Origin of the sequence: Tardiphaga sp. 841_E9_N1_2 (assembly GCF_051811065.1) — a bacterium.
GTDB classification, from domain to species: domain Bacteria; phylum Pseudomonadota; class Alphaproteobacteria; order Rhizobiales; family Xanthobacteraceae; genus Tardiphaga; species Tardiphaga robiniae.
In genome coordinates, this window is sequence record NZ_JBPWQC010000001.1 from 242,142 (window position 1) to 255,148 (window position 13,007).

11 protein-coding genes are annotated in these 13,007 nt (G+C 62.5%); 7 read left to right on the plus strand and 4 right to left on the minus strand.

The window, feature by feature from the left end:
* Nucleotides 1-10: 10 nt before the first annotated feature.
* A complete protein-coding gene (locus AB8A50_RS01115; RefSeq protein WP_439079898.1) occupies nucleotides 11-1,717 on the plus strand; it encodes a sulfatase-like hydrolase/transferase in 1,707 nt (568 codons plus the stop codon).
* 91 nt (nucleotides 1,718-1,808) lie between these two features.
* Here AB8A50_RS01115 and AB8A50_RS01120 read toward each other — a convergent pair whose 3' ends face one another.
* Both AB8A50_RS01120 and AB8A50_RS01125 read right to left on the minus strand, forming a co-directional pair.
* Nucleotides 1,809-3,365, minus strand: a complete 1,557-nt coding sequence (locus AB8A50_RS01120; RefSeq protein ID WP_439076462.1) for an ABC transporter permease/substrate-binding protein — start codon at nucleotides 3,363-3,365, stop codon at nucleotides 1,809-1,811.
* Nucleotides 3,362-4,162, minus strand: coding sequence for an ATP-binding cassette domain-containing protein (locus AB8A50_RS01125; protein ID WP_439076463.1), 801 nt, complete (start codon nucleotides 4,160-4,162; stop codon nucleotides 3,362-3,364). Before AB8A50_RS01125 ends, AB8A50_RS01120 begins: the two co-directional genes overlap by 4 nt.
* A gap of 368 nt (nucleotides 4,163-4,530) precedes the next feature.
* Here AB8A50_RS01125 and AB8A50_RS01130 point away from each other — a divergent pair, with 368 nt between their 5' ends.
* Both AB8A50_RS01130 and AB8A50_RS01135 read left to right on the plus strand, forming a co-directional pair.
* Nucleotides 4,531-5,337, plus strand: a complete 807-nt coding sequence (locus AB8A50_RS01130; RefSeq protein ID WP_439079899.1) for an ABC transporter ATP-binding protein — start codon at nucleotides 4,531-4,533, stop codon at nucleotides 5,335-5,337.
* On the plus strand, nucleotides 5,334-6,122 hold the full coding sequence (locus AB8A50_RS01135) for an ABC transporter permease (protein ID WP_120290422.1): 789 nt from the start codon (nucleotides 5,334-5,336) through the stop codon (nucleotides 6,120-6,122). Before AB8A50_RS01130 ends, AB8A50_RS01135 begins: the two co-directional genes overlap by 4 nt.
* 178 nt (nucleotides 6,123-6,300) lie before the next feature.
* On the opposite strand, the gene AB8A50_RS01140 is transcribed toward AB8A50_RS01135, so the two are convergent.
* A complete protein-coding gene (locus AB8A50_RS01140; protein WP_068738428.1) occupies nucleotides 6,301-6,762 on the minus strand; it encodes a cupin domain-containing protein in 462 nt (153 codons plus the stop codon).
* Nucleotides 6,763-6,892: 130 nt separating this feature from the next.
* Between AB8A50_RS01140 and AB8A50_RS01145 the strand changes: the two genes are divergently transcribed.
* The 3 genes from AB8A50_RS01145 to AB8A50_RS01155 all read left to right on the plus strand — a co-directional run bounded on the left by AB8A50_RS01145 (nucleotide 6,893) and on the right by AB8A50_RS01155 (nucleotide 9,706).
* The gene (locus AB8A50_RS01145; RefSeq protein WP_089267889.1) at nucleotides 6,893-7,948 is read left to right on the plus strand and encodes an ABC transporter substrate-binding protein; all 1,056 of its coding nucleotides are present in this window, start codon (nucleotides 6,893-6,895) and stop codon (nucleotides 7,946-7,948) included.
* A 9-nt stretch (nucleotides 7,949-7,957) separates the two neighbouring features.
* Nucleotides 7,958-8,665 (plus strand): NUDIX hydrolase, encoded by a 708-nt coding sequence (locus tag AB8A50_RS01150; RefSeq protein ID WP_439076464.1) that lies wholly within the window; start codon nucleotides 7,958-7,960, stop codon nucleotides 8,663-8,665.
* 66 nt (nucleotides 8,666-8,731) lie between these two features.
* Nucleotides 8,732-9,706: a polyphosphate kinase 2 family protein gene (locus AB8A50_RS01155; RefSeq protein WP_439076465.1), complete on the plus strand. Its 975-nt coding sequence runs from the start codon at nucleotides 8,732-8,734 to the stop codon at nucleotides 9,704-9,706.
* Between the two features lie 151 nt (nucleotides 9,707-9,857).
* Here the strand turns inward: AB8A50_RS01155 and AB8A50_RS01160 are convergent, their stop codons facing one another.
* On the minus strand, nucleotides 9,858-10,751 hold the full coding sequence (locus AB8A50_RS01160; protein WP_439076466.1) for a dihydrodipicolinate synthase family protein: 894 nt from the start codon (nucleotides 10,749-10,751) through the stop codon (nucleotides 9,858-9,860).
* A 500-nt stretch (nucleotides 10,752-11,251) separates the two neighbouring features.
* Between AB8A50_RS01160 and AB8A50_RS01165 the strand changes: the two genes are divergently transcribed.
* The gene (locus tag AB8A50_RS01165) at nucleotides 11,252-12,832 is read left to right on the plus strand and encodes a 2-isopropylmalate synthase (RefSeq protein WP_093760326.1); all 1,581 of its coding nucleotides are present in this window, start codon (nucleotides 11,252-11,254) and stop codon (nucleotides 12,830-12,832) included.
* The last annotated feature ends 175 nt before the right edge of the window (nucleotides 12,833-13,007 follow it).

A 13,007-nucleotide genomic window follows, 5' to 3' on the forward strand; every position in this document is an offset into this window, starting at 1 on the left:
GCGTGCCGCCATGGCGCCTCCGCTCAATCCAGTACCCAGCGTCTCGTCAACTGCTGTCGCCGCGCCGACCAGCGTGTGGCGGCTGTTGGCCGTGGCCGCGCCGCATTTCGGCGCGTTGCTGGTGATGTTCCAGACCGAGACCGATCTGGTGGGGCGAGTGGGCTTCGTGCTGGCCTGGGCCATTCTCAACTTCTTCTGGATTGCGCTCTTGCGCCGCCCCGCGCTGTCGGGGGCGCTGTCGCTGACCCTAGTCGTCATCCTCGTGCTGCTGTCGCGGCTGAAGCACGACGTGGTGCAGATGACCGCGAACTTCGTCGACCTGATGGTGATCGATCGCGACACCGCGGCTTTCCTGTTCACGATCTTTCCGAACCTGCGCTGGTCCGCCATCGGCGCCGCCGTCGTGGTGGTGCCACTGATGTATGCGCTGTGGTGGCTCGATCCGTTCCGCATCCGACGGCTGCCGGCGCTGGCCGCGCTGACGGCTTGCCTCGCCGCATTGACGGGATATGCGTTGGCCTGGCCCGATGAAGCCTGGCGCGGCTATTACGATGACGGCTATCTGTCAAAATTCGCCCGCTCCGGCGTCACCGCTGTGTCGGACTTCAGCAGCTACGGTTTCATGGAGTCCGACGCGGTCATCACCGAGCGACTGAAGTTGCCGCTGGAGGATTCCTGCCATCCGGCAGGGCGTCGTCCGCACATCATCATGGTGCATGACGAGTCGTCCTTCGACATCCGTCAGGCCGCCGGCGTGAAGACGCCGAAAGGCTATGGCAGCCACTTCAATTCATGGGATGGCAAGGCGCGCAAATTTCTCGCCGAGAGCAATGGCGGGCCGAGCTGGTTCACCGAATACAACGTACTGGCCGGACTCTCGTCGCGCTCGTTCGGGCCGTTCTCCTATTTCGTCACGCGTATTGCTTCGGGCCGCGTCGAGCGCGGATTGCCACTGGCGCTACGCCGCTGCGGCTATAGCACCATCTCGCTCTATCCGGCCTTCGGCGCCTTCATGAGCGCGCGCAGCTTCCAGACCACCACTGGCGTCGAGCGCTTCTATGACGCCAAGGATCTTGGTGCCAAGGGCGTCGAGCCCGACAGCTTCTTCTACGATTCAGCAGCGCGCCTGATGGCCGAGCAGCCGCCGGCCAATCCGCTGTTCATGTTCGTCTATCTCGCCGCCAATCACTTTCCGTGGGAAACTAAGTTTCGCCCCGACATGACGCCCGGCTGGCGTGCGCCCGGCAATGTGCCGGTGGTTGATGAATATCTGCGCCGGCAAGCGATGAGCGTCGATCACTATAGCGCGTTCGTCGCGAAGCTGAAGAAGCAGTTTCCAGCGCAGCCGTTCCTGATCGTACGCTATGGCGATCATCAGCCGGAATTCGCGCCGGGCATTCTCGATCCCAACATGGATGAAGCGGGGCTCGGCAAGAAGTTGCAGAGTTACGACCCGCGCTACTACGCGACCTACTACGCCATCGACGCGATCAATTTCGAACCGGTGAAGAGCGCGACGGTGATGGACACGATCGACGGGCCGTATCTGCCGCTGGTCATTCAGGAGGCCGCGGGCATTCCGCTGGACCCGTCCTTCGAGGAGCAAAAGAAGATCATGCTTCGCTGCAAGGGACTGTTTTACGCCTGCAAGGACGGCGCGGAAGCGCGACGATTCAATCGCCTGCTGATCGATGCGGGGATGATCAAGAATTTGTAACGCCGGAGTTCGTAGGATGGGTAGAGCGCAGCGAAACCCATCGCTTTTGTGGCTCGCCATTGATGGGTTTCGCGAAGACGCTCTACCCATCCTACTTTTTTATCCTGTCCCACATCCACCGGGCCACACTCTCCGGCGAGCTCGTCGCATCATTCCCTGCGGCGCGCAGGTTCGCCTCGCGCATCAGCGGCAGATCGATCTTGCCGAGCAGCGGCTGCAACGCGCTGCGCAGCTTCTCATCGTCCGCGCGTTTCGGCGCCAGCAGCATGATCGCGTCATAGGGCGGGATCGCATGTTTGGGATCGTCCAGCACCACGAGATCGTATTTCGCGATCAGTCCGTCGCTGGTATAGCCGGCGATGACATCGACCTCGCCGGAGGCAACAGCGGCATACATGAAATCCGGCTGCATCGTGCGCTGGGTCTTGAACGACAGGCCATAGGCCGTTTTCAGTCCCGCCCATTCCGGCCGCGAAAAGAACTCGTAATCGCCGGCAATGGTCATGTTGCCGCTCCGCGCCGCGAGGTCGGCAGCGGTCCTGACCCCCAGCGCCTCGGCCTTTTGCCGCGGCATCACCAGCGCATAGGCATTGGCGAAACCGAGTTCGCCGAACAGCGTGATGCCTTGTTTCGCCAACGTCGTCTTCAGCTCGGTCAGCAACTTCTCGCGCGGCAGGATCTCGGTGCGGTGAAACTGGTTGGCCCACAGCGTGCCGGAGTAATCGATATAGACATCGATATCGCCGGAGGCCAACGCATCATAGATCACGCTGGAGCCGAGACCCTGCCGCGTCGTGGCGGGCAGGCCGGCGGCCTGCAGGCGCTGCGACATCAGCGCGGCCAGCACATATTGCTCGGTGAAGGTCTTGGCACCGACCACGATGCGTGTGCCGGAGCGGGCGAATGACGGCGCGAGTGTGACGATCACCAGCGCCGCGATACCGAACACGCCGATGGCGGTGCGGATACGGCTCCGCAGGCGGATGCCGGTTTCGATCAGCGCCAGCAATTGATCGACGGCCAGTGCAAGAATTGCCGCGGCGACGCAGCCGAAGATCACCAGCACCCAGTTCTGCGTCTGCAAGCCCGCAAAGATGTAGTTGCCGAGCGAGGTCTGGCCGATCGGCGTCGACAGTGTCGCGGTGCCGATGACCCACACCGCCGAGGTGCGGATGCCGGCCATCATCACGGGCAATGCCAGTGGCAGTTCCACCATGGTCAGCGATTGCCGCGGTGTCATGCCGACGCCTTGCGCGGCCTCGGTCAATGCGGGGTCGACGCCGTTCAATCCGGTGATGGTGTTGCGCAGCACCGGCAGCATCGAATACAGCGCCAGCGCCAGCACCGCGGGCAGAAAGCCGAAGGCCGAGAAGCTGGCGCCGAGATATTGCAGCGACAGCGCTGCGAGCGCCAGCAGCAGCGGATAAAATAGTGCCAGCAGCGCCAATCCGGGGACTGTCTGCACGATGCTGGCCACACCGAGCAGCGCGCTGCGCAGCACCGGCCGGTGCCGTGCCATGATGGCCAGCGGCAGGCTGATGACGAGGCCAAGCGCCAGCGCGGCGAGACTGACGCGCACGTGGCTACCAAGATAGTCCGGCAGATGCCCGAGCGCGTCGCTCCAGCGCGGATCGGTGAACAGGCTCATGTCGCGCCGCCTTGGGGCGCCGCACTATCCTTCGGCAGCAGTATCTGAAGTCGTTCTGCTTGCCGGCGCGGTGTGCCCAGCAACTCGCCGACATAGGGATCGGTGCTTTCGGATAACTGAGTGGGCGTGCCCTCCGCGAGCAGTTTGCCGGAGTGCATCACCGCGATCCGGTCCGCGAGCAGGATCGCCTCCGTCATGTCATGGGTGATCATGATGGTGGTGAGGCCCAGGCTGCGATGCAGCGCGCGGTAGTCGTCGCCAAGCGCATCGCGGGTCAGCGGATCGAGCGCGCCGAACGGTTCATCCATCAGTACGATGCGCGGCTTCGCAGCCAATGCTCGCGCGACGCCGACGCGCTGGCGCTGGCCGCCGGAGAGTTCATGCGGGAAGCGGTCGCGATGCTGCTTGCGGTCAAGGCGTACCAGATCGAGCAATTCATCGACACGCGCGGTGATCTCCTTAGCAGGGGTGCCGAGCAGTCTGGGCGTGATGCCGATATTGTCGGCGATGCTCATATGCGGAAACAACCCGCCGCTTTGGAACACATAGCCGATGCGCCGGCGCAGTTCGATGGGATCGACCTGCGCGACGTCCTCGCCGGCGATGGTGATGTGTCCCGCGTCCGGCGCGATCAGCCGGTTGGCCAGCCGCATCAGCGTGGTCTTGCCTGAGCCGGAGCCGCCGACCACCGCGAGGAACTCTCCCTCGGCAACATCGAGCGAGACACCGTCGACGGCGTGAATGCGGCCGCCGTCGAAGCTCTTGCTGATATGGGAGAAGCGGATGAGGGGACTCATGCGCCGGATATCTTACGCGGTGCGTCGTCGCTTACCCTCCCCTGGAGGGGGAGGGTCGCCACGTGCGAAGCACGTGGCGGGGTGGGGTGAATGGGAAGCTCCATGGATGAACATGTCACCCCACCCCGGACAACGCGACCGCTGCTGCGCATCGTTCGCGCCGCCCGACCCTCCCCCTCCAGGGGAGGGTGAAGATGGGGCGCCATCGATGTACCGAGTTCTGAAATCATCGCTGCAAAGCTACCATGCAGCATCTGGCCCACCAACCCGGCCCCACCGTTGAATTATCAACCCTGCAGCGCTAAGCCAGTCCCGGAACAAAAACACTTTGGGGGACGCGCGTGCAGGCAGGTGAGGCCGCGGCATCGATGGCGGTGGCGCTTGATGACGCGACAGTGGCGTTCGGTATTGCCGACAATCGCATCTATACGGCGGTGGAGAAGGCGACACTCCGGGTCGCGGATGGCGAGTTCGTCGCCATTGTCGGGCCGACCGGCTGCGGCAAATCTACACTGCTCAATGTCGCAGCCGGTCTGCTGGCGCCAGCCTCCGGTGCTGTCCGGATCTTCGGTCAGCCGCTGGGCGGACTGAACGCGCAGGCGGGCTACCTGTTTCAGGCCGACGCGCTGTTTCCCTGGAAGACCGCGCTCGACAATGTTGCCATTGGGCTGGAGATCGCGGGCATAGCGCGCGACGAGGCGCTGGCGCGGGCACAGGAGTGGTTGACCTCGGTGGGTCTCGGCGCCTTCGCCGGGCGCTATCCGCATATGCTGTCGGGCGGCCAGCGCAAGCGCGTCGGTCTTGCGCAGGTGCTGATCCGCAATCCGAAAATCCTGCTGATGGATGAGCCGTTCGGGCCGCTTGACGCACAGACCCGGCAGGTGATGGGCAACCTGCTGCTGGATCTGTGGAGCAGGGATCGCAAGGCAGTGCTGTTCGTCACCCACGATCTCGAAGAGGCGATCGCGCTGGCCGACCGCGTCGTCATCATGTCGGCAGGGCCGGGCTCGCGCATCATCGGCGACTGGAAAGTGCCGTTGCCGCGGCCGCGCGATATTTTCGAAGTGCGGCTCGACAAGGAATTTCACGCGCTTCACCGCGAGATCTGGAGCGTGCTGAAGGGCGAAGTGATGAAGGGCTATGCGCAGTCCGCTGGTATGGGAGCCGCGTCATGACGCGTCCTGTATTGCTGCTGTGTCAGGTACTCGTCGCCGTGGTCGTCATCGGGCTGTGGCACCTGCTCACCACCGTGCCGGTGTTCGGCCGCATCCTGCTGCCGCCGTTCTTCTTCTCCAACCCCTGGGATGTCGGCAGCCAGATTGTTAGTTGGTTCGCTAGCGGGATCATCTGGAAGCATCTCGGCATCACACTGCTGGAATCCGTGCTGGCCTTCGTCATTGGCTCGACGCTGGGCGTGCTGATCGGCTTCTGGTTCGCGCGCCAGCCGCGGCTCGCCGCGATCTTTGATCCCTATGTGAAGATGGCCAATGCGCTGCCGCGCGTGGTACTGGCGCCGATCTTCGCGCTGTGGCTCGGGCTCGGCATCTGGTCGAAAGTCGCGCTCGGCGTCACGCTGGTGTTCTTCATCGTGTTCTTCAACGTCTATCAGGGCGTCAAGGAAGTCTCGCCGACGGTGCTCGCCAATGGCCGCATGCTGGGCATGAGCGAGCGGCAGTTGATGCGCCATGTGTTCTGGCCGTCGGCACTGTCGTGGATGTTCTCGTCGCTGCATACCGCAGTGGGCTTTGCCGTCGTCGGCGCCGTGGTCGGCGAATATCTCGGCTCCGCGGCGGGGCTTGGCTATGTCATCCAGCAGGCGGAGGGCACATTCGATGTGGCCGGCGTGTTCGCGGGCATGTTCGTGCTGTCGGCGTTTGTGATCGCCATCGATATTCTCGTGACGATGGTCGAGAAGCGCTTGCTGGTGTGGAAGCCTGTGGTGAGCGACGGGCGGAGCTGAGACGATTCCCTCGCCCCGCTTGCGGGGAGAGGGTGGATCGAATGACCGAAGGTCATTCGAGACGGGTGAGGGGGAGCTAGCGAGTGAAACACTGGCTCCCCCTCACCCGGATCACGCGCTGTCGCTTGTGATCCGACCTCGCCCCGCAAGCGGGGCGAGGTTAAGCAGAGCCCGTGGCTTACGGCAGCGGCTTGGTGTCGTCCGGCGCCTGCGGTGGGGTCTTGATGGCGATGGCGCGGAACGGCTTGCCGTCCGGCTTGGTGCCGCCATGGGGCGTACCCTTCGGGATGATGATGAGGTCGCCGGCCTTGACCTGAACTTCCTTGTCGCCCAGCCACACGGTGCCGGTGCCTTCCAGGATGTACTGGATCTCATTGGTGTTGGGATGCATGTGCTTCACCACATTGCCGTCCTGCACCGAGATCGTCGCGCCGTCGGCTTGCATGAACATCTTGGAGCGGAAGCCGGTGGGCGAGGCGGGTCCGAGTGCATCGCCGACGAGTTCGGGGACGTGGATGACCTGCGCGGTGATGTTTTCCGCAGCCTGCGCCGGCGTGATGCCCTCGGGCACAAGATGCGTGATCAGGCAGCCGGCGGCGAAGGCGGCAGTGATCGAGAGTGTTGCGGTGATGCGCTTCATGAACGTTCCCCCTGGATGACAATGATTTGCCGCGCGGATGCTATGTCGCGGGACGTGGGTTGACCAGTGCCGGCTTTCCAACCGGCGGAGGCTCCTCTATCCTCCGCGCCTGATAGCAGCGGAGGAAACAATGACAACAAACATAAAAACCGGCTTGAGCCGTTTATTCCTTGCACGTCTTTTCCTTGCGAGCCTTTTGTCGCTGTTTCTCGTTCATCCCGCTGCAGCGCAAACCAAGGTGACCATCGCCATCGGCGGCGGGGCGTGCCTGTGCTATCTGCCGACCGTGCTGGCCAAGCAGCTTGGCGAATATGAGAAAGCGGGTCTCGCCGTCGAGCTGGTCGATCTCAAGGGCGGCTCCGATGCGTTGAAAGCGGTGCTCGGCGGCAGCGCCGATGTGGTCTCCGGCTATTTCGATCATTGCGTCAATCTCGCCGCCAAGAAGCAGGAGCTGCAGAGCTTCGTGGTCTATGACCGCTATCCCGGTCTGGTGCTGGTGGTGTCGCCGAAGCACACCGGCAAGATTACGTCGATCAAGGATCTCGCCGGCAAGAAAGTCGGCGTCAGCGCGCCGGGCTCGTCGACAGACTTCTTCCTGAAGTATCAGCTCAAGAAAAACGGTCTCGATCCGGCCGGTACTGCTGTGATCGGCGTTGGCCTCGGCGCGACGGCAGTGGCGGCGATGGAGCAGGGGCAGATCGAAGCCGCGGTGATGCTCGATCCTGCCGTCACCGTGCTGCAGGGCAGCCACAAAGACCTCACGATTCTCAGCGATACCCGCACGCAGAAGGACACGCTTGCGGTGTTCTCCGGCGAATATCCCGGCGGCGCGCTCTATTCGACGACGGCCTGGGTCAAGGCTCATGAGAAAGAAGTGCAGGGGCTGACCAACGCGATCATGAATACGCTGAAATGGATTCACAGCCATACGCCGGAAGAGATCATGGCGAAGATGCCCGAAGGCATCGTCGGCAAGGACAAGGAGCTCTATCTCGCAGCGCTCAAGAACACGCTCCCGATGTATTCGGAGACGGGGCTGATGGATCCGAAGGGCGCGGCTGCCGTGCTCGCCGTGTTCAGCGAGGGCTCGCCTGAGGTGGCCAAGGCCAATATCGATGTCAGCAAGACCTACACCAATAAATATGTCGAGCAGTTCGCCAAGACGATGGGGACGAATGCGAAGTAGGTTCTGCGCATGATGACGCCGGTCATTCACCGCGTCACGCAACTCGACCTCACACGCAGCGATTGGCAGTGGCCATTCGCGCGTGAGCGGCGGGAGGAGATCGACGCTCACTTTGCCCTGAAGCGCGCCGAGAAGCCGCAACTGTTCAATGGGCGCGTGTTGCTGGCGCGCAATGCGCAGTTCACTGGCAACCAGTTTAGCGCGGAATATTTCGAGACCGATTTTGCGAGCTTTCTGGCGTGGCGGGATTGGCGCTGTCCCGATCCGGATGTGTTCAACGGATTTGGCATGGGCGCGCTGCGTGCCAGCGACGGCGCCTTCGTGCTCGGCGAGATGGGGCAACATACATCTAATGCCGGACGCATCTATTTTGCGGCGGGCACGCCCGATCTGGACGACCTGCGCGGCGATGTGGTCGATATCGCGGGCAGTGTGACGCGTGAAGTCGAGGAAGAGCTCGGTCTGACGGAAGCCGATTACCGCGCTGACGCTGGCTGGTCCTGCGTCGTGACGGATTTCTCGGTGGCGATGATGCGTCTTCTGGATGCGGATCAGCCGGGTGAGACGCTGCGCAGCACCATCGAAGCCAATCTTGCCGGTCAGGCGTCGCCTGAGCTGAGCGGAATTCATCTGGTGCGCAGCGAAGCTGACTTCACCCCGACGATGCCGCTGTTTGTGACAGCGTTTATGACAGCGCAGCTGACGCCAGCGGCGTGATCTGCTGGTATTGCGGGGATCGGCACGCTACGCTCGCAATCCCCGTGTCCCGGAGTTGCCGATCTCATGTCTGCCAAGCCAGTTGTGTCCGCGTTGAAGTCCTATATCGAGCCGTATCGGGTCGACGGTTCGAAAGCTTTCCACCTCAAGGCGCATGACACCAATGGCAGCGGCGGGCTGCACAAGGAAACCGGCAAGAAGATCATCGAGGCCAACCGGCGTCGGCTGCAGGAACTGCAGGAAAAGCTCTATGCGCAGGACCGCTGGTCGCTGCTGCTGATCTTCCAGGGTATGGATGCCGCCGGCAAGGACAGCGCCATCGAGAGCGTGTTCGACGGCATCAATCCGCAGGGCTGCGAGGTGCATTCGTTCAAGACGCCGTCGTCGAACGAACTCGATCACGATTTCATGTGGCGCCATACCATAGCGCTGCCGCAGCGCGGACGTATCGGCATCTTCAATCGCTCTTATTACGAGGAATGTCTTGTCGTCCGTGTGCATCCGGAGATTCTCGCCAAGCAGAAAATTCCGGCGGAGCTGGTGACAAAAGATATCTGGCGCGAGCGCTTCGAGGATATCACCGCCTTCGAGAAATATCTCGCGCGCAACGGCACCGTGGTGCTGAAGTTCTTTCTCAACGTCTCCAAGGAAGAGCAGCGCGAGCGCTTTCTCGATCGTCTCGAGCAACCGGCGAAGAACTGGAAGTTCTCATCGGCCGATATCGCCGAGCGCGCGCTGTGGGACAAGTATCAGGAGGCCTATGAGGACCTGATCAAGCATACCTCCTGCGAGGAAGCGCCATGGCATGTGGTGCCGGCGGATCGCAAATGGTTCTCGCGCGTGGTGATCGGCTCGGCCATCGTCAACGCGCTGGAGAAGCTGGACCTGCACTTCCCGACCGTGGACGGCGAGGCGAAGAAGGACTTTACGCTGATCCGCGAGGCGCTGGAGAAGGAAGGGCCGCCGCGGGAAGGCAAGCCTGTGGTGAAGAAGGTCGCGAAGAAGAAGGTGGCCAAGAAGAAAGCGGCGAAGAAAACGTGATATTTTCTGGCTGTCATCCCCGCGAAGGCAGGGATCCATACACGCCGAAGAGGCCGTTCGTACGTTGTCGTCGCGACTTTGCCGTTTTGATTAGTTCGACCGTGGCTATGGGTCCCCGCCTTCGCGGGGACGACAGCTACGGCGGGCTAGTTTAACTCAGCTTCAATTCCTTCAGCACCTTTGCCACCTTCTCTTGCGCCGCATCCGTCAGCGGCAGCACCGGGCGCGGTGGTTTCGCATCGGTGATCCCCATCTGCTCCGCAGCCGCATACATCACGCGCAGGCTGGAAAACTGCTTGAACAGATCCCACAGCGGCTGCATCGCGCCGTTGAGGCGGCGCGCTTCGTCGGCATTGCCGGCCTGCGCTGCGCGGGTGATGGCCAGACAACTCTTTGGAAACAGGCCCGCCGCCACGCAATACCAGGCATCGCCGCCGGCCAGCAGTGTCTCCATCGAATTCCAGTCACCGGCATAGCCGACTGAAAAGCCTGATGGCACGGCGGCACGCATCTGCTTCAGGTGATCTGCGGCGAGGCTGGCTTCGGGCGAGGTGCCCTTGACGGCGACGACGCCGGGAATACGTGCGATGCGGCCGACGAGGTCGGGCGTGAACTTGAAATGCGTGGTGGCAAAATTGTCGTAGATGACGATCGACAGTTTGCTCTCGCCGGCAACCACCTTGAAGTGCTCGAACACTTCATCCTCGGTCAGCGGTGTGTAGGACACCGGCGCCAGCAGGCCTGCGGCGGCGCCGGCCGCCTTGGCATCGCGGGCGAGTTCGATCGTCTCGTCGGTGCGCAGCGCGCCGATGCCGACCAGCACGGGGACGCGGCCGTTGACCTCCGCAATGGCGGCTTCAGTGGCGCGCCGGCGCTCGTCACGGCTGAGGAACGGGTAAGAACCGGTGCTGCCCAGGAGCCCGATGGAATCGACCTTGGCCGTCGCCTGCGGCGCCACCAGCCGCCGCAGCGCGGGCGTATCGACCCTGCCATTTGTATTCATCGGCGTGATCGGGAAAGCGGATAATCCCCTGGCGAAAGTCATCGTCCTGTCCTCGCAATTGCCGTTCGGTCTTAGGGCAAAAGGGTGGCTGCGAAAACGTCCAGTTGGGGATGTTCTGGCTAGGCCAGTCGGCCGCGCGCCCGAGCACTTCCCAGGAGGATTTAGGTCAGTCTTCCTGACCTTCTTAGCCGTTGCAGGGCCCCGCATTTGTCGTCTAGAACGACCGCAGGCCCTCGTCGGCAACGAACCATCAAGGGTTTTCCTTGAGACTGGTTTTGGCCGAGGATGTGGTCCTGAAGGTGTGGCAATGCTGATTCGCAGCGACATGGTTGGAGTTTCCGGGGGAGTGGCTGTTGCCGCTGGTCCCGACGCGATTCCGGCTGCGCTGCGCTCCAACCTCCTTCTTGGCGGGCTGCTTCTGCTTATCTGCCCCTGAGCGCCGTCTGGGCCGTTTGGCCTGGGTACTCAGGGGATCATGACATTCAGAACCATCAGCTCCCTCTGGCGCCCAGACAGATGCGCCCCGACTTAAGGAATATCTCATGACTTCGACCACCCCGTCCGTTCAGGACAAGTCCGACAAGGACCGCGTCATCATTTTCGACACCACCTTGCGCGACGGCGAGCAGTGCCCCGGCGCCACCATGACCTTCGAGGAAAAGCTGGAGATCGCCGCGATGCTCGACACCATGGGTGTCGACGTCATCGAGGCCGGCTTCCCGATCGCTTCCGACGGCGACTTCGAAGCCGTCAACGAGATCGCCAAGCGCACCAAGAATGCCGTGGTCTGCGGCCTGTCCCGCGCCGGCCAGAAGGATATCGACCGCTGCGCCGAGGCGATCCGCCCGGCCAAGCGCGGCCGCATCCATTCCTTCTTGTCCACCTCGCCGGTGCACATGAAGTACAAGCTGCAGATGGAGCCGGATGCCGTCCACGATCTGGTGATCTCGTCGGTGACGCGCGCACGCAACCACACCGATGACGTCGAGTGGTCGTCGGAAGACGGCACCCGCACCGAATTCGACTTCCTGTGCCGCTGCGTCGAGTCGGCGATCAAGGCCGGTGCGACCACGATCAATATCCCCGACACCGTCGGCTATTCGGTGCCCGAGGAATATTACGACCTGTTCAAGCGCGTGCGCGAGAACGTGCCGAATTCCGACAAGGCGATCTTCTCGGTTCACTGCCACAACGACCTCGGCATGGCCGTCGCCAATTCGATGGCCGGCATCCGCGGCGGTGCGCGGCAGATCGAATGCACCATCAATGGCATCGGCGAGCGTGCCGGCAATGCTGCGCTGGAAGAAATTGTGATGGCGATGAAGGTGCGCAATGACAAATTGCCGTACTGGAACAACATCGACACCACAATGCTGATGCGCGCGTCGAAGGAAGTCTCCGCCGCAACCTCGTTCCCGGTGCAGTACAACAAGGCGATCGTCGGCCGTAATGCCTTCGCCCATGAGAGCGGCATCCATCAGGACGGCATGCTGAAGAACGCGCAGACCTACGAGATCATGCTGCCGGAGACGGTGGGCGTGAAGCAGACCTCGCTGGTGATGGGCAAGCATTCCGGCCGTCATGCCTTCATCCACAAGCTGGAGGAGATGGGCTACAAGCTGGGCCAGAACCAGCTGGAAGACGCCTTCGTGCGCTTCAAGGCCCTGGCCGATCGCAAGAAGGACATCTACGACGAGGATCTGGAAGCGCTGGTCGATCAGGAAATGACCGCCGCCCATGATCGTATCAAGCTGGTGTCGCTGACGGTGATCGCCGGCACCCATGGTCCGCAGCGTGCCACCATGAAGCTGAACATCGACGGCGTGGTGAAGATCGAGGAGGCCGAGGGCAACGGTCCGGTCGATGCGGTGTTCAACTGCATCAAGGCGCTGGTGCCGCATGAAGCCAAGCTGGAGCTGTATCAGGTTCACGCCGTCACCGAAGGCACCGACGCGCAGGCGGAAGTGTCGGTGCGTCTGGCCCATGAAGGCCGCTCCATGACCTCGCGTGCGGCCGATCCGGACACGCTGGTCGCTTCGGCCAAGGCCTATCTCGGCGGGTTGAACAAGATCGTCATGAAGCGCGCGCGCGACATGCCGGCGCCGGTTGCTGCCGCGAGCTGATCGCTTCCCAAAACCTATACGCGCAACGAAACGCGGCGTCGCAAGACGCCGCGTTTTTGCATTGCAGTAAAGCTTTTGCAGCAACCCCTGCGAAGGGAGCGATGGCGTTTGATCGCCGATGACGATAAAGCTCCCTGTGGCATCCAAGCGCAGCGACTTCTTAAAACAGCTCCGC